Raw genomic sequence first — 22,777 nt, 5'->3', positions numbered from 1 at the left:
GTCTCCTAGAAAAACGCCAGGGTCATGTTGACGCTGATACCGTTGCCTTCAGGGCGGTTCTTGGTGTCGAACTCCGGCACCCAGCGCGCATTGAAGTTGGCCTGGGCGTCGGCGAACTTGCCGGTCCAGCCCACTGTCGGTCCGGCACCCACGGAACGTCCGCGGAAGCCGCTGTCGGCACCGGACCCCGAGTCATCCGTGACCTGCTGGATGTAACCGGCTGCGATACCGGCGTTCCAGCCGTTGCCAAAACCATGGGTCCACAGTGCATCGAGCGTGTAGATATTGCCGTTGCGATAATCGGTGGAGTCGTTCTCGGTGTAGAACTCCAGGCCGCTCGACAGTGTGAATTCGCCGCCCTTGCCGTCCAGGTGAGTGAACGCCACGGTCGGCATGAAGGTGTAATTGTTCTGTCCGGGGTTGGCCAGGCGATCGTCGTTGTAGGCACCGGTCGGCACGTAGATCGGCAGGGAGAACGCGATGTGATTGAGTTCGTCGAAGTGATAGCCGGCGGCAATCGGTGTCACCAGCATGTCGGCGAACTGGGTGCCGGTGTCGGAGGAACCCAGCGTTCGACCGCGGGGCCCGGTGATGTTGGCCGATATGTCGGTGTACTGCACCGGAACGCCGACGGCCGATGCATAGTTCCAGCGGCCCTTGCCGGTGTCCCAGACATGGGTGAAGTTGGCCATGGTGTAGGAAACCTTCATGTCCAGCCCGGTACTGGCGGCACCCACCAAAGGAATCTGGGCGTTGCCCTTGAGGTCGCCGTCGTACCAGATGCTGGTCAGGGACATGACCCAACCCGGCTCCGGGGGCACGATCCCGGCATTGGAGAACACTTGCTGGCCGGTAATCGGCCGTCCGACACCACCCTCGGCCGCCAGTACCAATGGGCTAGCGCTGACCATGCACAGCGCCAACAGGGGGCGCACTACGAAAGGCCTGATCATGTGACTGACTCCGATTATTGTTGTGGGGTAACGGGTGTCAGCAACGGCATTTTCCATTGACCGTTGGTGACTTCCGGTTGTGGCAGATACAGGCGCAAAATCCCGTAGAACGGCCCGTTCGGTGCCGGCAGCCAATTACTTTGCAGGTCTTTGGCCGGCGCCTTGTGCTGCACGTATAAGGTCAGGCCGCCGTCCGCATCGAGCTTGAGGTCAGGCAGCATGCGCGAATTGATCAGGTAGCGATTGAGCGGGTTGGCCACCAGCAGCTTGTTCTTGCCGTCGTACAGGGTCAGGGACCAGAACGCATCGGCCGGGGGCAGGGCGCCCTTGTCGAAATGCAGGGTGTAGTCATTTTTCGAGGCGTCGACCGGTTTGCCGTCCTTGTCGACGAAATAACCGATGTAGTTCGCCTCTTCAGCGGAGTTGCCGAAGATTCCCATGTTGGCGCCGGCGTAGCGGTACAGGTAGTTGCCTTTGAGGTGATCGCGGGTGCCGAAGAAATCACCGCTGGTGACCTCGTGGGTATCGACCTTGGTTTTCTTGAACTCGGCAAACCCGGCCTTGGCGTCGCTGATCCCGTCTTCCAGCGCCTTGCGCTGCTCGGCGCTGAGCGTGTTCACGTTGAATGGCTTGCCTGCCTCGATGCCGATCTTGGCGAAGCGCGCCATCAGGTCTTTTTCCACGTCCTGGGTCGGGGTGAACGACAACATGAAGTTCAAGTAGCGGAACAGGTCCGGGGTTTCGCTCATGGTCGGCGTGGGTTTTGGCCAGTCGATCTTCGCTGCGGCAGGCGGCGCTTTCTGTTTGACGTAATGGCTCAGGGTTTCAACCTTGTAACCCTTCTGGATCTGCTTGACCTTGGCCAGGTCCTTTTCATCAAACAACTGCGTGCGGTACAGCGCATAGGCGATGTTGCTTTCACTGCGCAGCAAGCGATCGATGTTCTGCGGCTGCTGGCCCTGCCACCCTGGCCCGGCGATCATGAAATACCCGCCATTGTTGCCGGTGCTGCGGGTGCCCAGGTACGCAAAGTTCTGCGTATAAGCGTCGATCAGTTGCACCGAGTAATAACGATGCTCTTCGATGGGCGGCAGTGTCAGTACCAGTGGCTCGGCGCGCAAATCCATCCAGACAAAGGAGTAGGGCGTGTCGGCGTTCGGTGTGACAAACGCGGTGTCCTTGGCGGTGAAGGCCTTGGCGGTATTGCCGATCTGGTTGAACGGCGCCTTGAAGTTCGGGCTCTTCTTGTCCACGGCCTGGGTGTAGAGCGTCTTGTACATCTCCACCACCGGGAAACCGTACAGGTAAGCCTCCCTGGCGATGGCCCGGGCTTCTTCCGGGCTGGCGCTGAAGTCGGCCCAGGTGCAGGTGCTGAGAGCAATCAGGCTGAAGCCGGCTGCGCGAAAGGCAACGTTCATGGAGAAATCCTTATGGCCTGAGCTGGTAGTGCGGTGGTAGCTCGGCGAATACATTGAGAATGTTGCGGGCACTCAGTCCGGACGGAATGGAGCGCGGGAAAGGAGGGCGTGCCAGTCGGATACCTGGCGGCGGGTGGCAGGTTTGACGGGGAGTCGTGGTGTGTCCGGGCATAAAAGTCAGGCACACGCAGATTCACCAATAACAAGGCGTGCATCTCCATTCTTTTCAACATGATTCCCCCGGTTCCCTGGTGGCTCATTGGCTACTCGGCACTTTTGTCAGGCCGTTACTGCGTAATCCCTTTCCGATCAAGCCTGTAGGACGCGTCAGATGAAGTTAGCATCTAACCACGGCTTAGCCAGTCGAATGAATTAATTCTTTCGTTTTGCGCGCAAGTTCTCGATATTTTCGTGTACTAAAAAGTTAATACGGATCAAGGGCTTGCCGGAGCAAGTTGAGTGACTGTTTAGTCAAGGTGGGAGCGGGCTTGCTCGCGAAAGCGGTGTGTCATCCAGCGTTGATGTTGCCTGACACGACCTCTTCGCGAGCAAGTCCGCTCCCACGGGAATCTGTCCGTCAGTTTTTCTTTGCCTGCTCCCACACCCGTTCTTCCTGTTCACGCAGTTCCGGGGTGAATTCGGCGCCAAAGTCTTCGGCCTCGAACACCTGGCGAATCTCGATTTCGGCTTCGGTGCCCGGCATCGGGTTAGGGCAACGCTTGACCCATTCGATGGCTTCTTCCCTGGATTTCACTTTCCACAACCAGAAGCCGGCGATCAGTTCCTTGGTTTCGATGAAGGGGCCGTCGATGACCGAGCGTTGCGGCCCCGAAAACCTGACACGAGCGCCTTTGCTGCTGGGGTGCAAGCCTTCGCCTGCGAGCATGACGCCGGCCTTGACCAGTTCTTCGTTGTAGTTGCCCATGGCCGTCAGCAGTTCCTGGCTGGGCATCACGCCGGCTTCGGAATCGGCGCTGGCCTTGATGATGATCATAAATCGCATGGTGTTCTCTCCGTTGTTATTGAGTGACTCACTGCCTGGTCGAATGGCCGCGAGGCAAATCGACAGGACTGCCAATAAAAAACTGTTGTTGATGGCGCCAAGCGTAGGTTTATTTTCGACATCCGGTGCACGCTCCGGTATCTGTGACCGGCTTGACTATCGACCCATGGAGTGTGTCCTTCGTGCCCATCCTGGAACTCACCACGCTCATCCCCGGCCGCACGCCCGAACAGGTCCTCGATTTCTGCCTGGAAGGGGTCAACTTTCCGAAGATTTTCCCCGAGCGCATTACCCCGCTGGGCGATATCGACCGGAGCAACCTGCGGATTGAAGCCGGGCGGCAATTTTGCTTTCGCCACTGGATGTTCAATGTGATTCCATCGAGTTGGACGGTGGTAATCCGCGAGGTCGGCGAGCGGCATTTCATCGACGAGATGCTCAGCGGGCCGATGCGCGCCTTTCGTCATGAACATCGGGTCGAGGCAGGAGAGGGCGGTACGCTATATACCGACCGGGTGGCGTATTCGGCGATTGGAGGCGCGCCGCTGGAGTGGCTGCTGGTCAACGGCTACATGCGACGGATTTTCGCGGCGCGGCATCGCAATATGCTGGCATTGCTCAAATGACAGCACTGGCCTTGTGGGAGCGGGCTTGCTCGCGAATGCGATAGGTCAGTCACTGCGATGCTGGATGTGCCATCGTTTTCGCGAGCAAGCCCTCTCCCACAGGGTCTTGGAGTGAATGAGAAAGCGCGTGTATCCAATTTTGTGCGCTGATGCATGACAATTTATGTTTGACCATAGGTCGTCGGACAATTTCGTGGTTAACTTCGGCCTCGTCAAAACTCTCCACCACAACGTTCAGAAGGACTCCGTTCATGGCTCAAGTCACTCTTAAAGGCAACCCTGTTCAAGTCAACGGCCAACTGCCACAAGCCGGTTCCAAGGCACCAGCCTTTTCCCTGGTTGCCGGCAATCTGTCCGACGTTACCCTCAAAGACTTTGCCGGCAAGCGCAAAGTGCTGAATATCTTCCCAAGCATTGATACCCCGACCTGCGCCACTTCCGTGCGCCAGTTCAACGTCAAGGCCAGCGAAGTGACCAACACTGTCGTACTGTGCATCTCCGCTGACCTGCCGTTCGCCCAGGCGCGTTTCTGCGGCGCCGAAGGCCTGGAAAACGTCCAGAACCTGTCGACCCTGCGTGGCGCCGAGTTCATCGAGAACTACGGCGTGGCCATCGCTGACGGCCCACTGAAAGGCCTGACCGCCCGTGCCGTGGTCGTGCTGGACGAAAACGACAACGTGCTGCACAGCGAACTGGTTGGCGAAATCGCTGACGAGCCGAACTACGACGCGGCCCTTGCTGTTCTCAAGTAAGTCGGCTTTACAATTGTTAACACCCCCGCTGTCAATAATGTTGTTCAGTTAGAGACGTTGTAGGAGCGAGCTTGCTCGCGATGGACTCAAGAACGCTGCGTGTAGTCAGTAGACACGCGTTATCGTTAACGACCATCGCGAGCAAGCTCGCTCCTACAGTCAACTGAACGGCATTACTCTCTGTCCACACCGTTTTCATTTGTGCTTCAGTGTCTTACACAAAACTCCTGCTACGTAAGCCAAAGGTAAATTGCCGGTAAAGGCGCTTTGCTTAAGACCCGCCAGTGCTTATCGTTCAGCCTCATGTAAAAAAAGCCCACGCGCCCAATGGTTGATCACTCAATGCAATCCTCCGCTTCCCGTAGTCCTCGTCGCTGGCTGTTCGGCCTGCTTGTCCTGCTGGTCATCGCCGCCCTGTGCTGGAAATTCTGGCCCGGCAGCGCTGCACCCAAAGAGGCTGCGGGGCAGAAAGCCGTCGCCGGGCATACCGGCCGGTCGGGGGGGATGCGTCCGGGGTTCGGCGGTGCGTCCGGACCGGTACCGGTGCGCGTGGCGCCGGCAGTCATCGGTGACTTCCCGCTGTATTTCAAGGCGCTGGGCACGGTCACGGCACTGAACACCATCAATGTGCGCAGCCGCGTCGGCGGTGAGCTGGTCAAGATCTCTTTCGAAGAAGGGCAGATGGTCAAGGCGGGCGACCTGCTGGCAGAAATCGACCCGCGCCCGTACCAGAACGCCTTGCTCCAGGCCGAAGGCACCTTGCTGCAGAATCAGGCGCAGCTGAAAAACGCCCAGGTCGACGTCGAGCGCTATCGCGGCCTGTACCGCGAAGACAGCATTGCCAAGCAGACCCTGGACACCGCCGAAGCACTGGTCGGTCAATTCCAGGGCACGGTCAAGACCAATCAGGCAGCGGTCAACGATGCCAAGCTCAACCTCGAATTCACCAAGATCCGCGCGCCGATCACCGGTCGCGTCGGCCTGCGTCAACTGGATGTCGGCAACCTGGTAGCGGCCAACGACACCACGGCACTGGCGATCATCACCCAGACCCAGCCGATCAGCGTGGCCTTCACCCTGCCGGAAAACAGCCTCGACACCGTGCTCGCGCGTTATCGCAGCGGCGCCAAATTGCCGGCTGAAGCCTGGGATCGCGGTGATACCAAACTGCAGGCCACCGGCGTATTGCAGAGCCTGGACAACCAGATCGACGTCACCACCGGCACCCTGAAGTTCAAGGCCCGTTACGAGAACCGTGACCAGTCGCTGTTCCCCAACCAGTTCGTCAATGTGCGCCTGCTGGCCGACACCCTCAAAGGCGTAGTGCTCGCGCCTTCCGCCGCGATCCAGTTCGGCACCAACGGCACGTTTGTCTATGCCATGGACGGTGACAAGAAGGTCAAGATCCGTCAGTTGAAAGTCGGCGCCAGCGATGGCCTGAACACCGTGGTCACCGAAGGCCTGTCGGCGGGCGAGCGGGTCGTATTGGAAGGAACCGACCGCCTGAAGGACGGCAGTGACGTGGAGGTAGTCAACGATAGCCAGGACGTGCCAACCACGCCGACCGAACACCTGCAGGGCAAATCGGCGGTCAACGCGGCAGGGCCTGCGACCACTGACAAGGCGAAAAAGGGCGGCGCATGAATCTCTCGCGGCTGTTCATCCTTCGCCCGGTAGCCACCACGCTGAGCATGCTGGCCATTATTCTGGCCGGTGTGATCGCGTATCGGTTGCTGCCAGTTTCGGCGCTGCCTCAGGTCGATTACCCGACCATTCGCGTCATGACCCTGTATCCCGGCGCCAGCCCGGATGTGATGACCAGCGCGGTCACCGCCCCCCTTGAACGACAATTCGGGCAAATGCCCGGCCTGACGCAAATGGCTTCCACCAGTTCCGGCGGAGCGTCGGTGCTGACCCTGCGGTTCAGCCTCGACATCAACATGGACGTGGCCGAGCAACAGGTGCAGGCGGCGATCAATGCCGCGACCAACTTGCTGCCCAAGGACCTGCCGGCACCGCCGGTGTACAACAAGGTCAACCCGGCCGATACACCGGTGCTGACCCTGGCCATCACCTCCAAGACCATGCTGTTGCCCAAGCTCAACGATCTGGTCGATACGCGCATGGCGCAGAAAATTGCCCAGATCAGCGGCGTCGGCATGGTCAGCATTGCCGGTGGCCAGCGTCAGGCCGTGCGCATCAAGGTCAACCCCGAGGCCCTGGCGGCCAACGGCTTGAACCTGTCGGACGTGCGCACGCTGATCGGCGCGTCCAACGTCAATCAGCCCAAGGGCAACTTCGACGGCCCGACCCGGGTCTCGATGCTCGATGCAAACGATCAACTGACCTCGCCCAAGGACTACGCCAACCTGATCCTGGCCTACGCCAATGGCGCGCCGTTGCGGCTCAAGGACGTCGCGGAAATCGTCGACGGCGCCGAGAACGAGCGGCTCGCGGCGTGGGCCAACGAGAACCAGGCCGTGCTGCTGAACATCCAGCGCCAGCCCGGCGCCAACGTCATCGAGGTGGTGGACCGGATCAAGGCCCTGCTGCCGAGCATCACCGACAACCTGCCGGCCGGCCTCGACGTGGTGGTGCTGACCGACCGCACCCAGACCATCCGCGCCTCGGTCAAGGACGTACAGCACGAATTGCTGATCGCCATCGCCCTGGTGGTCATGGTCACCTTCCTGTTCCTGCGTCGCGCCAGTGCCACGATCATTCCGTCGGTGGCCGTGCCGTTGTCGTTGATCGGTACCTTCGGCGTGATGTACCTGGCCGGGTTCTCGGTCAACAACCTGACCCTGATGGCCCTGACCATCGCCACCGGTTTCGTGGTGGACGATGCAATCGTCATGCTGGAGAACATTTCGCGCTTCATCGAGGAGGGCGACAGCCCGTTGAACGCGGCGCTCAAGGGCGCCAAGCAGATCGGTTTCACCCTGATCTCCCTGACGTTGTCGCTGATCGCCGTGCTGATCCCGCTGCTGTTCATGGCGGACGTGGTCGGGCGGCTATTCCGCGAGTTTGCCATTACGCTCGCGGTGGCGATCCTGATTTCCCTGGTGGTTTCCCTGACCCTGACGCCGATGATGTGCGCGCGGTTGCTCAAGCGTGAACCCAAGGAAGAGGAGCAGGGCCGTTTCTACCGTGCCAGCGGTGCGTTCATCGACTGGATGATCGCCGCCTACGGACGCAAGTTGCAGTGGGTGCTCAGGCACCAGCCGCTGACCTTGATGGTGGCCATCGGCACTCTGGCGCTGACGGTGTTCCTGTACATGGTGGTGCCCAAGGGCTTCTTCCCGGTGCAGGACACCGGTGTTATCCAGGGTATTTCCGAAGCGCCGCAATCGATTTCCTTCGCCGCCATGAGCGAACGCCAGCAGGAACTGGCCAAGGTGATCCTGGCCGACCCGGCCGTCGAGAGCCTGTCGTCCTATATAGGCGTCGATGGCGACAACTCAACACTCAACAGCGGTCGCTTGCTGATCAACCTCAAGGCGCACCACGACCGTGACCTGAGCGCTATGCAAGTGATCGCCCGCCTGCAACCGGAACTGGACAAACTCGTCGGTATCCGCCTGTTCATGCAGCCGGTGCAGGACCTGACCATCGAAGACCGGGTCAGCCGTACGCAGTACCAGTTCAGCATGTCGTCGCCGGATTCGGAGTTGCTCAGCCTGTGGAGCGGGCGCCTGGTCGAGGCCCTGGCCGAGCGGCCGGAGCTTACCGACGTGGCCAGCGATTTGCAGGACAAAGGCTTGCAGGTCTACCTGGTGATCGACCGCGATGCGGCGTCGCGGGTCGGTGTGTCGGTATCGAACATCACCGATGCACTGTACGACGCCTTCGGCCAGCGGCAGATCTCCACGATCTACACCCAGGCCAGCCAATATCGCGTGGTGCTGCAATCGCAGTCCGGCGAGAAAATCGGCCCGGATGCGTTGAACCAGATTCACGTCAAGACCACCGATGGCGGGCAAGTACGCCTGTCCAGCCTGGCGCATGTCGAGGAGCGTCAGGCGCAACTGGCGATCACCCACATCGGCCAGTTCCCGGCGGTGATGATGTCCTTCAACCTGGCACCCGGCGTGGCGCTGGGGCATGCCGTCGAGATCATCGAGCAGGTGCAGAAGGACATCGGCATGCCGATTGGCGTGCAGACCCAGTTCCAGGGCGCGGCGGAGGCTTTCCAGGCTTCGTTGTCGAGCACCTTGCTGCTGATCCTGGCGGCGGTGGTGACCATGTACATCGTGCTGGGCGTGCTCTACGAGAGCTACATCCATCCGATCACCATTCTGTCGACTTTGCCTTCAGCGGCGGTCGGCGCCTTGCTGGCGTTGATCCTGAGCGGCAATGACCTGGGCATGATCGCGATCATCGGCATCATCCTGCTGATCGGCATCGTGAAGAAAAACGCGATCATGATGATCGACTTCGCCCTCGACGCTGAGCGCAACCAAGGCATGGACCCGCAAACGGCGATCTATCAGGCCGCCTTGCTGCGTTTCCGGCCGATCCTGATGACCACCCTGGCGGCGTTGTTCGGTGCCGTGCCGTTGATGCTGGCCACCGGTTCCGGTGCGGAACTGCGCCAGCCGCTGGGTCTGGTGATGGTTGGCGGTTTGCTGCTGAGCCAGGTTCTGACGTTGTTCACTACGCCTGTGATTTACCTGTATTTCGATCGGTTGGGACGTCGTTTTGGCAAGACCGGTGCGCAGGAGACGGCGGTATGACGGCCTGCGTGACCTGTGGGAGCGGGCTTGCTCGCGAAGGCATCCGGTCAGTCGACAAGGATGTTGAATGCAAAGCCCTCTTCGCGAGCAAGCCCGCTCCCACAGGGGGCCGCCATCGATGAACCTTTCGGGACCTTTCATCAAGCGCCCGGTCGCGACCATGTTGCTGAGCCTGGCGATCATGCTGCTGGGCGGTGTGAGCTTCGGTTTGCTGCCCGTGTCGCCGCTGCCGCAAATGGACTTTCCGGTGATCGTGGTCCAGGCCAGCCTGCCCGGGGCGAGCCCCGAGGTCATGGCGTCGACCGTGGCCACGCCGCTGGAGCGCTCCTTCGGCACCATCGCCGGGGTCAACACCATGAGCAGCCGCTCCAGCCAGGGTTCGACCCGGGTGATCCTGCAATTTGACCTGGACCGCGACATCAATGGTGCGGCGCGGGAAGTGCAAGCGGCTATCAATGCCTCGCGCACCCTGCTGCCGAGCGGGATGCGCAGCATGCCGACCTACAAGAAGGTCAACCCATCCCAGGCGCCGATCATGGTACTGTCGCTGACCTCGGACGTGCTGGAAAAAGGCCAGCTCTATGACCTGGCCTCGACGATCCTGTCCCAGAGCCTGTCCCAGGTGCAGGGCGTGGGCGAGGTGCAGATCGGCGGCAGTTCCCTGCCGGCGGTACGTATCGAACTCGAACCGCAGTCGCTGAACCAGTACGGCGTGGCCCTGGACGATGTGCGCAACACCATCGCCAATGCCAACGTGCGCCGGCCCAAGGGCTCGGTCGAAGATGACCAGCGGCTGTGGCAGGTCCAGGCCAACGACCAGCTGGAAAAAGCCAAGGACTACGAATCGCTGATCATCCACTACAACGGCGGCGCGGCCCTGCGCCTGAAGGATGTGGCCAAGGTCAGCGACGGCGTCGAGGACCGCTACAACAGCGGCTTCTTCAACGACGACGCGGCGGTGCTGCTGGTGATCAACCGCCAGGCCGGTGCCAACATCATCGAGACGGTCAACGAGATCAAGGCGCAATTGCCGGCGTTGCAGGCGGTGCTGCCGGCCAGCGTCAAGCTGAACCTCGCCATGGACCGTTCGCCGGTGATCAAGGCGACACTGCACGAGGCGGAAATGACCCTGCTGATCGCCGTGGCACTGGTGATCCTGGTGGTGTTCCTGTTTCTCGGTAACTTCCGCGCCTCGCTGATCCCGACCCTGGCGGTGCCGGTATCGCTGGTCGGCACCTTTGCCGTGATGTACCTCTACGGCTTTTCGCTGAACAACCTGTCGCTGATGGCGCTGATCCTGGCCACCGGGCTGGTGGTGGACGATGCCATCGTGGTGCTGGAGAACATTTCCCGGCACATCGACGCAGGCGTGCGGCCGATGAAGGCGGCGTACCTGGGCGCCCAGGAAGTCGGCTTTACCTTGCTGTCGATGAACGTGTCGCTGGTAGCGGTGTTCCTGTCGATCCTGTTCATGGGCGGGATCATCGAAAGCCTGTTCCGCGAGTTTTCCATCACCCTGGCGGCGGCCATCGTGGTCTCGCTGGTGGTGTCGCTGACCCTGACGCCGATGCTCTGCGCCCGTTGGCTCAAGCCGCACACGCCGGGGCAGGAGAACCGTCTGCAACGCTGGAGCCAACGGGCCAATGAATGGATGGTCGGCAAATACGCCACCAGCCTCGACTGGGTGCTGCGCCACAAGCGTCTGACATTGCTCAGTCTGTTTGTGACAATTGGCGTTAACATTGCACTCTATGTTGTTGTTCCTAAAACGTTTATGCCTCAGCAAGATACAGGGCAACTGATCGGTTTCGTACGCGGCGACGACGGCCTGTCGTTCAGCGTGATGCAGCCGAAGATGGAAATTTTCCGCCGGGCTGTGTTGAAGGACGAAGCGGTGGAAAGCGTTGCCGGGTTCATCGGCGGCACCAACGGCACCAACAACGCCTTCATGCTGGTGCGCCTGAAGCCGATCAAGGAGCGCAACATTTCCGCGCAGAAAGTCATCGAACGCCTGCGCAAGGAAATGCCCAAGGTTCCCGGCGCGCAACTGATGCTCATGGCGGACCAGGACCTGCAATTCGGTGGCGGCCGCGAGCAGACTACCTCGCAGTATTCGTACATCCTGCAGAGCGGGGATCTGGGGGCGTTGCGCGAGTGGTATCCGAAAGTCGTCACCGCGCTCAGGGCCTTGCCCGAACTGACGGCGATCGATGCCCGTGAAGGCCGGGGTGCCCGGCAAGTGACCCTGATCGTCGACCGCGACCAGGCCAAGCGCCTGGGTGTCGACATGGACATGGTCACGGCGGTGCTGAACAACGCCTACAGCCAGCGGCAGATTTCGACCATCTACGACAGCCTCAACCAGTATCAGGTGGTGATGGAGGTCAATCCGAAATACGCCCAGGACCCGATCACCCTCAAGCAGGTCCAGGTCATTACCGCCGACGGCGCGCGGATCCCGTTGTCGACCATCGCTCATTACGAAAACAGCCTGGAAGACGACCGGGTCAGCCACGAGGGCCAGTTTGCCTCGGAGAGCATTTCCTTCGACATGGCCGAAGGCGTGACCGTGGAGCAGGGCACCGCCGCCATCGAGCGGGCGATTGCCAAGGTGGGCTTGCCGGAAGACGTGATCGTGAAAATGGCCGGCACCGCCGACGCCTTTGCCGCCACGCAAAAGAGCCAGCCGTTCATGATTCTCGGTGCCCTGGTGGCGGTGTATCTGGTGCTCGGCGTGTTGTACGAAAGCTACATTCACCCGCTGACCATTCTGTCCACGCTGCCGTCGGCCGGGGTCGGTGCGTTGCTGTCGATCTATGCGCTGGGCGGCGAATTCAGCCTGATTTCGTTGCTGGGGCTGTTTCTGCTGATCGGCGTGGTGAAGAAAAACGCCATTCTGATGATCGACCTGGCGTTACAGCTGGAGCGTCATCAGGGCATGGCACCGCTGGAATCGATTCGCAGTGCCTGCCTGCAACGTTTGCGGCCGATCCTGATGACCACCCTGGCGGCGATCCTCGGTGCCTTGCCGCTGCTGCTCAGCCGCGCCGAAGGGGCGGAAATGCGCCAGCCGCTGGGCCTGACGATCATCGGCGGGCTGATCTTCAGCCAGGTGCTGACGCTATACACCACCCCGGTGGTCTACCTCTATCTCGACAAACTGCGCCATCGCTTCAATAAATGGCGTGGGGTGCGTACCGATGCTGCTCTGGAAACTCCGCTATGACTGAACGTTCGCTTTTCAACCTGGCTGCACCGCTGATCACGGCCCGAGGCTCGCGTTTGTTGAGCCTGTCTCTGTGCGTGGCGATGCTCAGTGCCTGCGCCGTCGGCCCGGATTACCAGCGCCCGCAAACCGCCGAGCCAGCGCAGTACAAGGCCGCAGAAGGCTGGCGCCAGGCCAATCCGAGCGATGCCTTGGCGCGTGGTGCGTGGTGGGAGTTGTACGGCGACCGACAGCTCAATGGCCTGATCGAGAAACTCAACAGCTCGAACCAGACCGTGGCCCAGTCCGAAGCCCAATACCGTCAGGCCCAGGCGCTGGTGCGCAGTGCCCGTGGGGCGTTCTTTCCGACGGTCGACCTGACGGCCGGCAAGACCCGTTCCAGCCAAGGCACTGGCAGCAGCAGCTCTAGCCTCAGCAGCTCTTCCAGTGGTATCCGCGACACCTATACCGCCCAGGCCGGGGTCAGTTGGGAGGCCGACATCTGGGGCAAATTGCGGCGTGGCCTCGAAGCCGATACGGCCAATGCCCAGGCGAGCTTTGCCGACCTGGCGGCCATGCGCCTGAGCCAACAGTCGGAACTGGTGCAGAACTACCTGCAATTGCGGGTGATCGATGGCCAGAAGCGCTTGCTCCAGGACACGGTCGAGGCCTACCGGCGTTCGCTGAAAATGACTGAAAACCAGTACCGCGCCGGGGTTTCCGGCAAGGACGCAGTGGCCCAGGCGCAGACGCAGCTCAAAAGCACCGAAGCCGATATGATCGACCTGATCTGGCAACGCGCGCAGTTCGAGAACGCCATTGCCGTGCTGATCGGCCTGCCGCCGGCCGAGTTCAGCCTGGCGGAAAGCAGCGACATTCCGCAGTTGCCGCAAGTACCACTGGCACTGCCGTCGCAGTTGCTGGAACGTCGCCCGGACATCGCTTCGGCCGAACGCTCGGTGATCGCCGCCAACGCCAACATTGGTGTGGCCAAGGCTGCCTATTACCCGGACCTGACCCTGAGTTTGAACGGTGGTTACAGCAGCAGTACCTCGAAAGACTTGTTCAGCCTGCCGAACCGCTTCTGGTCGGTCGGGCCGCAATTGGCCATGACCCTGTTCGACGGCGGCCAGCGCTCGGCGGAAGTCGACCGCAGTGAAGCGGCCTACGACGAAACGGTGGCCAAGTACCGCCAGACCGTGCTGGACGGATTCCGCGAAGTGGAAAACTTCCTGGTGCAGCTCAAGGTGCTTGAGGACGAAGCCGTCGTGCGCCAACAGGCATTGGACGCTGCCCGCGAATCGTTGCGCCTGACCCAGAACCAGTACAAGGCCGGTTTGATCGCGTACATCGATGTGGTGGTGACCCAGGCCGCAGCACTGAACAATGAACGCAGTAACCTGGACCTGCTGCAAAGCCGCCTGATAGCCAGCGTGCAATTGATTGCCGCCCTGGGCGGTGGCTGGGACGGGCAGCTTGAGGTGAGCGAAAACCAATAACGGTTGACCCCTGCAATCCCTGTAGGAGCTAGCTTGCCAGCGATGGTCGACAACGATAACGCTGTAAACCGGATAAACGCGGCGCACTGGAGTCCATCGCCAGCAAGCCGGCTCCTACAGTCTGGCGTTCACATCATTTCGACCAGGACGCGGTCCCTTGTAGGAGCTGGCTTGCCAGCGATGGTCGTTAACGATAACGCGTATGACCTGGATAAACGCGGCGCACTGGAGTCCATCGCCAGCAAGCCGGCTCCTACAGTTTGGTGTTCACATTATTTCGGCCAGGACGCGGTCACCTGTAGGAGCTGGCTTGCCAGCGATGGTGGATAACGATGACGCGCATGAACCGGACAAACGCGGCGCACGGGAGCCCATCGCCAGCAAGCCGGCTCCTACAGTTTGGTGTTCACATCATTTCGACCAGGACGCGGTCCCTTGTAGGAGCTGGCTTGCCAGCGATGGTCGTCAACGATGACGCGCATGAACCGGACAAACGCGGCGCACTGGAGTCCATCGCCAGCAAGCCGGCTCCTACAGTTTGGTGTTCACATCATTTCGACCAGGACGCGGTCTCTTGTAGGAGCTGGCTTGCCAGCGATGGTCGTGAAAGATGACGCGTACAAACTGGATAAACGCGGCGCACTGGAGTCCATCGCCAGCAAGCCGGCTCCTACAGTTTGGTGTTCACATCATTTCGACCAGGACGCGGTCCCGTGTAGGAGCCGGCTTGCCAGCGATGATCGTTAACGATGACGCGTGTGACCGGGATAAACGCGGCGAACTTGAGTCCATCGCCAGCAAGCCGGCTCCTACAGTTTGGTGTTCACATCATTTCGACCAGGACGCGGTCCCTTGTAGGAGCCGGCTTGCCAGCGATGGTCGTTAACGATGACGCGCATGAACCGGACAAACGCGGCGCACTGGAGTCCATCGCCAGCAAGCTGGCTCCTACAGTTTGGTGTTCACATCATTTCGATCAGGACGCGGTCCCTTGTAGGAGCCGGCTTGCCAGCGATGGTCGTTAACGATAACGCGTATGACCTGGATAAACGCGGCGCACTGGAGTCCATCGCCAGCAAGCCGGCTCCTACAAGGTTTGTGTTGACGATGCGAGTTAATGTAAAACCTTAAAACAGGCGTTTCATCGGCCTGATGGCCTTTTGCTTATTTTGTGAGTGCGTTCTCATTTGGAATCAGTACAATCGCCGCATTTGCCCCCCAGCGAGAATCAATACCATTAACAGGGGCATTCGCGAGAAGTCCCCATGCTCATCGGTAGCTATTCCCCCACCCTGGTTATCATTTCGCTCTGCGTAGCGATTCTCGCGTCATACACCGCCCTCGACCTGACCGGACGCATTGCCACCGCCAAAGGCCGCGCCGTGCATTTGTGGACCGCGGGCGGGGCCATTGCCATGGGCGTCGGCATCTGGTCGATGCATTTTATCGGCATGCTCGCGTTCAAGTTGCCGATCGACCTGGGTTACGACGGCATGATCACCCTGTTGTCGCTGCTGATCGGCGTGCTCTCCAGCGGTTTTGCCCTGTGGCTGGTCAGCCAGCCGCAATTGCCGGCCTGGCAACTGGCCTTTGGCGCGTTGGTCATGGGTGCTGGCATCAGCGCGATGCACTACACCGGCATGGCGGCCATGCGCATGCAACCGGGCATCGATTATGACCCGACGCTGTTCGGCGCTTCGCTGATGATCGCGGTCGGTGCATCGGGCGCGGCATTGTGGATCGCTTTCCATCTGCGCCAGCACACGCCTTATGTCCGCCTGATCCGTGGCGGCGCCGCTGTGATCATGGGCATCGCCATCGTCGGCATGCACTACACCGGCATGGCCGCTGCACGTTTTGCCGATGGCAGTTTTTGCGGGGCGGCGGTCAATGGCCTGAGCGGCAAGGGCCTGGACAACCTGGTGCTGGTCACCACGCTGGCGGTGCTGAGCATCGCCTTGCTGACCTCGATCCTCGATGCACGCCTGGAGGCCCGCACCGCGAGCCTGGCGCAGTCGTTGACCGAGGCCAACCGGGAATTGACCCAACTGGCCCTGCACGACACCCTCACCGGGTTGCCGAACCGGACGTTGCTCGCCGACCGAATCGATCAGGCCATGTCGCGGGTCCGGGAAGAAGGGGGCTGCTTTGCCCTGATGTTCATCGATCTGGACGGCTTCAAACCGGTCAACGATGCCTTCGGCCACCATATGGGTGATCTGCTGTTGCGCGAAGTGGCCCAGCGTCTGCGCGAAGACCTGCGCAGCCAGGACACCTTGGCGCGGATCGGCGGCGATGAGTTCGTGTTGCTGGTGCAATTGAGCGAACAGAACGACGCCTTGAACCTCGCGGCCCGTCAGGTCGGGTTGATCGCGCGGGCGTTCCGGGTGACCGAACATGATCTGCATATCTCCGCCAGCGTCGGCATCGCGCTCTACCCGGGTAACGGCCAGTCCGCCCACGAGTTGCTGATGAACGCCGACGCGGCGATGTATCACGCCAAGGGCGCAGGTAAAAACGGCTACAGCTTTTTCGATGCGTCAATGAACAGCAACGCGCGCAAGCAGCTGCAATTGCTGCAGGATCTGCGAAATGCCGTGGAACATCAGGAGTTCAGCCTGCATTACCAGCCCAAGTTCGACGCCGCCAATGGCCGTCCGGTGGGCGCCGAGGCCTTGTTGCGCTGGGAGCACCCGACGCAAGGAATGCTGTTGCCGGACAAATTCATCGAACTGGCGGAAAAGACCGGGTTGATCATTCCGATCGGCGAGTGGGTGCTCAACGAAGCGTGCCGCCAGATGCGCGAGTGGTACGTGCTGGGCTATACCGATTGGCGCATCGCGGTGAACCTTTCTGCCATCCAGTTTTGCCATGCGGGGCTGGTCCAGAGCGTCGCCAAGGCCTTGGCCACTCACCATCTGCCGGCCAACAGCCTGACCCTGGAAATCACTGAAACCACGGCCATGAGCGATGCCGATGCGAGCATGACGGTGCTTCAGGAACTGTCGGAAATGGGCGTTGACCTGTCCATCGACGATTTTGGCACCGGCTATTCGAGTTTGATGTACCTCAAGCGCCTGCCGGCCAATGAACTGAAGATCGACCGCGGTTTTGTCCGCGACCTGGAGCACGACAGCGATGACGCCGCCATTGTTTCGGCCATCGTCGCCCTCGGCCAGGCGCTGGGGTTGCGCATCGTTGCCGAGGGAGTGGAGACGGGCTCGCAGCAAGACTTCCTGACGCAACTCGGTTGCGATTCGTTGCAGGGTTACCTGCTGGGGCATCCGCTGCCGGCCGCAGGTTTCATGATGGAAATCCATCGCGGCGAGGCACTGGTCGCCAGCTGACCCGTGGCGAGGGAGCTTGCTCCCGCTGGGTCGCAAAGCGGCCCCCGCTTTTCAGCCTGCAGAGTCAACTGAAATCGCGACTGCTTCGCAGCCGAACGGGAGCAAGCTCCCTCGCCACAATGCTCTGTCGAATTCATGCAAAAACCGCCAATGGCGGTTATTCTTGCCCCCGACCGCTTAAGCTTTGATTGGGGGAAAGCTCGCATGGATAAAGTCATCGTCATCACCGGCGGCAGCCGCGGCATTGGGGCCGCCACCGCTCTGTTGGCCGCCGCGCAGGGCTATCGGATCTGCATCAACTACCAGGCCGACGAACAATCTGCACTCAGCGTGCTGGAGCAAGTCCGCGCCCTCGGTGCGCAAGCCATTGCGGTACGGGCCGACGTCAGCATCGAAGACGAAGTCATCGCGCTGTTCAATCGGGTAGACAGCGAACTTGGCCGGGTCACCGCGCTGGTGAACAACGCCGGCACCGTCGGGCAAAAGTCCCGGGTCGACGAGATGTCCGAGTTCCGCATTCTCAAAATCATGAAAACCAACGTCCTGGCGCCGATCCTCTGCGCCAAGCACGCGATCCTGCGCATGTCGCCCAAACACGGCGGGCAGGGTGGCAGCATCGTCAACGTGTCGTCGGTGGCCTCGCGCTTGGGCTCGCCCAACGAGTACGTCGACTACGCGGCCTCCAAAGGCGCGCTGGACTCGTTCACCATCGGTCTGTCCAAGGAAGTGGCGGGCGAGGGGATTCGGGTCAACGCCGTGCGTCCGGGCTACATCTACACCGATTTCCACGCCTTGAGCGGTGATCCGGATCGGGTCAGCAAGCTGGAATCGGCGATCCCGATGGCCCGGGGCGGACGTCCGGACGAAGTGGCGGAGGCGATTGTCTGGCTGCTGTCGGACAAGGCTTCTTATGCGACGGGGACGTTTGTTGATCTCGGTGGTGGTCGTTAAGAGGAATTCGCGTGGTGTCTACTGTCATTCGTGACAGTAGACGTTCCTTCCGGGATGCGCCTAGATTCGCGGTAGTCTTTGAAGGGACGCCTCGATTTGAACAGGCACACACCATCGATCAACGTTGTTGACCCGCGCGGTTTAGCCGTTCGTGCGCTGGCGTACCATCGACTGGCGGCCGTCAAACCGATCACTGCGCGGGTAACGCAGCAGGTTTTCGATCCGCTTGGCCGCCTCGTTCAACAACGCGATCCGCGATTGTTTGCCTTGCGTCAGAGCGATGCCTCGGTCCCGGCGAACCTCACCACGATCCATAACCTGACGGGGCAGGCGCTGTGCAGCGACAGCGTCGATGCCGGGTGGCAACTCGGGTTGGCGGGTGCGGCAGGGCAGGTGCTTGAGTCATGGGATCAACGTGGCTGGCATCGTCGCACTGAACATGATCCATTGCTGCGGCCTGTCGCAGTGCATGAGCAGGTTTCGGGTGAACCCGAGCGCTGTGTCGAGCGAATGACGTTCGGGGGCGTTTCGGATGATCACGCCCGGTATAACTGCTGTGGCCAACCCATCCGCCAGGACGACCCGGCAGGTAGTCGATTGATGACCGACTATGGGCTGTCGGCGGTGGTACTGCATGAGCGTCGGCACTTCCTCAACAGCTTCGCTCCGGTTGACTGGCCAGCGCTGTACACAGACCGGGACCGCTTGCTGGAGCCAGGCACCGGCGCTCAGACTTCGTGGCGCTTCGCGTCTACCGGCGAAGTGGCAGCGCAAACCGATGCCAAAGGTCATACCCAGTATTTTGCGCATGATCGCGCTGGTCAATTGCGTTCGGTGGGGCTAAAGCGCTCTGGACAACAAGGCGTCGATACGCTGGTCAGTGCCATCCATTACAGCGCTTCAGGTCAAGTTGAACATGAACTCGCCGGCAATGGCATGCGCACCACTAGCGTTTATAATCCGTCCGATGGGCACCTAATGCTGCTGGCCACTCAATGCCCGGATCAGAGCTTTTTGCAGAAGCTGAGTTACTGTTACGACCCGGTTGGCAACATCACCGAAATCACCGACGCTGCTTTACCCATCCAGCATTTTGCCAACCAGCGCATCGAACCGGTGCGGCGCTTCAGGTACGACACGCTTTACCAATTGATCAGCGCGACCGGCTGGGAAACCGTCAGGCCCTCATTCGGTCCTGCCTTACCAGAGTGGCAGACGTACGGCCCGCCGGATGGCAGCCGCTGGTGCAACTACAGCGAAACCTACGATTACGATGAAGCGGGCAATCTGTTGCAGCGTATCCATCATGGCGCGGTGGGCGATACCCTGAGCATGCGCGTCGCCCCGCTGAGTAATCGCAGCGTCAAGGTCCACCCCACTCAAACCGGCGTGGATGAGTCGTTCGACGCTCGGGGCAATCTGTTGGAGCTTCAACCCGGGCAAGGCTTGCAATGGAACGGGCGAAGCCAGTTGGCTCAGGTCACACCCGTCGTTCGGGTCAATGGCGCTGACGATCTAGAGCGATATGTCTACGACAGCGAAGGCACGCGCCTGCGCAAAACCCGCACGACCGCAGCGAAATCCATCGCCCATACCGCCGAAGTGCGTTATCTGCCCGGCCTCGAACTGCACAGCAACAGCGCCACGGGGGAACAGCTGCAAGTAGTCAGCATTCAGGCCGGCCGCTGCACCGTGCGTCTGTTGCATTGGGATAGCCCGCCACCGGCCGAAATGGACAACGACCAATTGCGTTTTTGCTTCGATGATCACCTGGGATCGAGTGCCTTTGAGGTAGACGCCCAGGCGAAGGTGATCAGCCAGGAAGTGTATTACCCCTTTGGCGGCACGGCATGGCTGGCCGGACGGCATGAAGTGGAAATCGGGTACAAGACCATTCGTTATTCAGGCAAGGAACGGGATGCGACGGGGCTTTATTATTATGGGGCGCGGTATTACGCGCCTTGGTTGCAACGCTGGTTGAATCCGGATCCGGCGGGGGATGTGGATGGGGTAAACCAATACCTAATAGTAATTAATAATCCGTTATTTTTTTTTGACCCCGATGGCTGCGGTCGTACCTCAATCGTTGCTGAGGCTTCATCTTTCGAATTAGTACACAGCATTGAAAGGGTGTCATATTTTCATTCTGAGCTGCAGCAACGTCTTGATTCCGCCGGAGAGCAGTCAATAAAACGTTTTTATAATGTTGAAAGTAAAGTTTCGGATGTGTTTGAAGGGGGGTATGAAATTCACTCGAAATATAGGTGGGATAAATTTGAAAACACATTCTGGAAGGATTTATGGGCCTTTCAGACAAATTATCGAACGGAAATGCGGCAAGGGTATTACGCCAGTGATGTTGCTAAGTATCAATATACGAAAGTGTCTAAAACGAATGGCTTTTTTGGGTATCTTCCATCTGTAATAAAAAGAGTCGGCGTTCAGAACGATGCAACACTGGAGAAAACGGAGCAGTTAGTTAGTGGGGGCGAGCAAATGCTAACAATTTTTATGGGTGACACTCCAAATGGAAAGTCTACACAGCAAATTTTGAATGATTTTGGTCTAAGGGCGCTTAAGGTTGAGCGAGTGGATCATGATAAAAGAGAAGTTGATTTTTTTATTCATGTCGAGCCTGTGGCTCCGGGTTTTACACGTTACATTGATGTGGTTGCCAAGGAAAATGAATTGACAGTTGAAAATTTGGCTCCTTTTAATGTTGTTTCTGTTGAACGGCGTAATCACCGATTATTCTGAGATTTTTAACCGCGGCACAGAAGGTTTGAAAAGGCTGGTGAACAACGGCGATGTAGTACCTTGTGGTGCTAACTTTCCAAGTTCTGTAAAGAGTTGAAGTTAGTAAAGAGTAGTGTCAAAACGACCGCACAATCCGCCCCAACGTCTCCATCGCCTTCTCCGCAGTCTCATCCCACGGGCTGCCATAATTCAACCGAATGCAATTCCTGAACCGCTGCGCTGGCGAAAAGATCGGCCCCGGTGCAATGCTGATCCCCTGCGCCAACGCCATCTGAAACAACTTCAACGAATTCATCTGCTCCGGTAGTTCCAACCATAGGAAATACCCGCCCGCCGGTTGGCTGACCCGCGTCTGCGCCGGGAAATAACGGGCGATGGCGGCGAGCATGGCGCTTTGCTGGTCTTCCAGCGCATGGCGCAATTTGCGCAGGTGGCGGTCGTAGCCGCCGTGTTGCAAGTAATCGGCGATGGCGGCTTGGGCCGGCATCGATGCGCACAGCGAGGTCATGAGTTTCAGCCGTTCGATTTTCTGCGCGAAACGCCCGGCGGCGACCCAGCCGATGCGGTAACCAGGGGCCAGGCTCTTGGCGAACGAGCCGCAGTGCATCACCAGGCCTTCGGTATCAAAGGCCTTGGCCGGTTTTGGTGCTTGTTGGCCGTAATACAGTTCGGCGTAGACATCGTCTTCGATCAACGGCACCTGGTGGCGGCGCAACAATTCCACCAGCTGCTGTTTCTTGGCCTCGGGCACGGTCGCGCCCATGGGGTTCTGGAAACTGGTCATGCACCAGCAGGCTTTGATCGGATGGCGTTCCAGGGTTTGCTCGAGCACGCCGAGGTCGATGCCATCGCGTGGGTGCACGGGGATTTCCACGGCCTTGAGCTTCAGGCGTTCGAGCACTTGCAGGCAGGCGTAGAACGCCGGGGCTTCGATGGCTACCAGGTCGCCGGGCTCGGTCACCGCTTGCAGGCACAGGTTGAGCGCCTCCAGCGCGCCGTTGGTGATCAGCAGTTCTTCCATGGGTAGCATCAGCCCTCCGACCATGTAGCGCAGGGCGATTTGCCGACGCAGTTGCGGGTTGCCTGGCGACATGTCGGTGACGACCATGCGCGGGTCCATTTCGCGGCTGGCGCTGGCCAGGGAGCGGGACAAGCGTTGCAGGGGAAACAACGTAGGGCTGGGGAACGCCGAGCCGAAGGGCACGGTGTTCGGGTCCTTGATCGAGTCGAGCACCGAGAACACCAGTTCGCTGACATCGACCTCGGTGGACTCATTGACCTGGCTACTGATCTCCGGTTCGGAAAATGGCCGTGGTGCATGGGCGTTGACGAAGTATCCGGAACGCGGACGAGCGCGGATCAGTCCGCGACGTTCCAGCAGGTAGTAGGCCTGGAACACCGTCGACGGGCTGACGCCATAGGTCTGGCTGGCGTAGCGAACCGAGGGTACGCGCTGGCCGGGACCCAGGACGCCGGATCGGATCAGTTCTGCGATGTCGTCGGCGAATTTTTCGTAGCGTTTCATCGGTG

The 22,777-nt window shown here is 60.0% G+C and carries 13 protein-coding genes; 9 read left to right on the top strand and 4 right to left on the bottom strand.

Going from position 1 to position 22,777, the window contains the following annotated elements; all coding sequences use genetic code 11:
• Positions 1–5: 5 nt before the first annotated feature.
• From KGA88_RS30005 to KGA88_RS29995, 3 genes are all read right to left on the bottom strand, one after another.
• Positions 6–953, bottom strand: a complete 948-nt coding sequence (locus KGA88_RS30005) for a transporter (protein WP_110661945.1) — start codon at positions 951–953, stop codon at positions 6–8.
• Between the two features lie 14 nt (positions 954–967).
• A complete protein-coding gene (locus KGA88_RS30000) occupies positions 968–2,371 on the bottom strand; it encodes a DUF1254 domain-containing protein (RefSeq protein WP_110661946.1) in 1,404 nt (467 codons plus the stop codon).
• Positions 2,372–2,948: 577 nt separating this feature from the next.
• On the bottom strand, positions 2,949–3,374 hold the full coding sequence (locus KGA88_RS29995) for a YciI family protein (RefSeq protein WP_223596304.1): 426 nt from the start codon (positions 3,372–3,374) through the stop codon (positions 2,949–2,951).
• A 182-nt stretch (positions 3,375–3,556) separates the two neighbouring features.
• Between KGA88_RS29995 and KGA88_RS29990 the strand changes: the two genes are divergently transcribed.
• From KGA88_RS29990 to KGA88_RS29950, 9 genes are all read left to right on the top strand, one after another.
• The gene (locus KGA88_RS29990) at positions 3,557–4,000 is read left to right on the top strand and encodes an SRPBCC family protein (RefSeq protein ID WP_223596302.1); all 444 of its coding nucleotides are present in this window, start codon (positions 3,557–3,559) and stop codon (positions 3,998–4,000) included.
• 251 nt (positions 4,001–4,251) lie between these two features.
• A complete protein-coding gene (gene tpx / locus KGA88_RS29985; RefSeq protein ID WP_223596300.1) occupies positions 4,252–4,752 on the top strand; it encodes a thiol peroxidase in 501 nt (166 codons plus the stop codon).
• A gap of 327 nt (positions 4,753–5,079) precedes the next feature.
• The gene (locus tag KGA88_RS29980; protein ID WP_223596298.1) at positions 5,080–6,396 is read left to right on the top strand and encodes an MdtA/MuxA family multidrug efflux RND transporter periplasmic adaptor subunit; all 1,317 of its coding nucleotides are present in this window, start codon (positions 5,080–5,082) and stop codon (positions 6,394–6,396) included.
• A complete protein-coding gene (locus tag KGA88_RS29975; protein ID WP_110657740.1) occupies positions 6,393–9,488 on the top strand; it encodes an MdtB/MuxB family multidrug efflux RND transporter permease subunit in 3,096 nt (1,031 codons plus the stop codon). The genes KGA88_RS29980 and KGA88_RS29975 overlap by 4 nt, the downstream gene beginning before the upstream one ends.
• Before the next feature lie 118 nt (positions 9,489–9,606).
• Positions 9,607–12,714, top strand: coding sequence for an efflux RND transporter permease subunit (locus tag KGA88_RS29970; protein ID WP_223596354.1), 3,108 nt, complete (start codon positions 9,607–9,609; stop codon positions 12,712–12,714).
• Positions 12,711–14,192: an efflux transporter outer membrane subunit gene (locus KGA88_RS29965; RefSeq protein ID WP_110657744.1), complete on the top strand. Its 1,482-nt coding sequence runs from the start codon at positions 12,711–12,713 to the stop codon at positions 14,190–14,192. The genes KGA88_RS29970 and KGA88_RS29965 overlap by 4 nt, the downstream gene beginning before the upstream one ends.
• Before the next feature lie 1,265 nt (positions 14,193–15,457).
• The gene (locus tag KGA88_RS29960) at positions 15,458–17,539 is read left to right on the top strand and encodes a putative bifunctional diguanylate cyclase/phosphodiesterase (RefSeq protein WP_223596296.1); all 2,082 of its coding nucleotides are present in this window, start codon (positions 15,458–15,460) and stop codon (positions 17,537–17,539) included.
• 204 nt (positions 17,540–17,743) lie between these two features.
• Entirely contained in the window at positions 17,744–18,490 is a 747-nt protein-coding gene (locus KGA88_RS29955) for an SDR family oxidoreductase (RefSeq protein WP_110661933.1), read from the top strand.
• A 96-nt stretch (positions 18,491–18,586) separates the two neighbouring features.
• On the top strand, positions 18,587–21,247 hold the full coding sequence (locus KGA88_RS29950) for an RHS repeat domain-containing protein (RefSeq protein WP_223596293.1): 2,661 nt from the start codon (positions 18,587–18,589) through the stop codon (positions 21,245–21,247).
• A 115-nt stretch (positions 21,248–21,362) separates the two neighbouring features.
• Here KGA88_RS29950 and mapR read toward each other — a convergent pair whose 3' ends face one another.
• A complete protein-coding gene (gene mapR / locus KGA88_RS29945; protein WP_223596291.1) occupies positions 21,363–22,772 on the bottom strand; it encodes a GntR family transcriptional regulator MpaR in 1,410 nt (469 codons plus the stop codon).
• Positions 22,773–22,777 lie beyond the last annotated feature (5 nt).

It is taken from the genome of Pseudomonas sp. A-R-19 (assembly GCF_019956575.1).
Taxonomy (GTDB): Bacteria; Pseudomonadota; Gammaproteobacteria; order Pseudomonadales; family Pseudomonadaceae; genus Aquipseudomonas.
This window is presented reverse-complemented; position numbering and strand designations above follow the sequence as displayed.

Coding starts and splice junctions, on each gene's coding strand:
- KGA88_RS30005 (WP_110661945.1), bottom strand. CDS start 953: ATGATCAGGCCTTTCGTAGTGCGCCCCCTGTTGGCGCTGTGCATGGTC.
- KGA88_RS30000 (WP_110661946.1), bottom strand. CDS start 2,371: ATGAACGTTGCCTTTCGCGCAGCCGGCTTCAGCCTGATTGCTCTCAGC.
- KGA88_RS29995 (WP_223596304.1), bottom strand. CDS start 3,374: ATGCGATTTATGATCATCATCAAGGCCAGCGCCGATTCCGAAGCCGGC.
- tpx (WP_223596300.1), top strand. CDS start 4,252: ATGGCTCAAGTCACTCTTAAAGGCAACCCTGTTCAAGTCAACGGCCAA.
- KGA88_RS29980 (WP_223596298.1), top strand. CDS start 5,080: ATGGTTGATCACTCAATGCAATCCTCCGCTTCCCGTAGTCCTCGTCGC.
- KGA88_RS29975 (WP_110657740.1), top strand. CDS start 6,393: ATGAATCTCTCGCGGCTGTTCATCCTTCGCCCGGTAGCCACCACGCTG.
- KGA88_RS29970 (WP_223596354.1), top strand. CDS start 9,607: ATGAACCTTTCGGGACCTTTCATCAAGCGCCCGGTCGCGACCATGTTG.
- KGA88_RS29965 (WP_110657744.1), top strand. CDS start 12,711: ATGACTGAACGTTCGCTTTTCAACCTGGCTGCACCGCTGATCACGGCC.
- KGA88_RS29960 (WP_223596296.1), top strand. CDS start 15,458: ATGCTCATCGGTAGCTATTCCCCCACCCTGGTTATCATTTCGCTCTGC.
- KGA88_RS29955 (WP_110661933.1), top strand. CDS start 17,744: ATGGATAAAGTCATCGTCATCACCGGCGGCAGCCGCGGCATTGGGGCC.
- mapR (WP_223596291.1), bottom strand. CDS start 22,772: ATGAAACGCTACGAAAAATTCGCCGACGACATCGCAGAACTGATCCGA.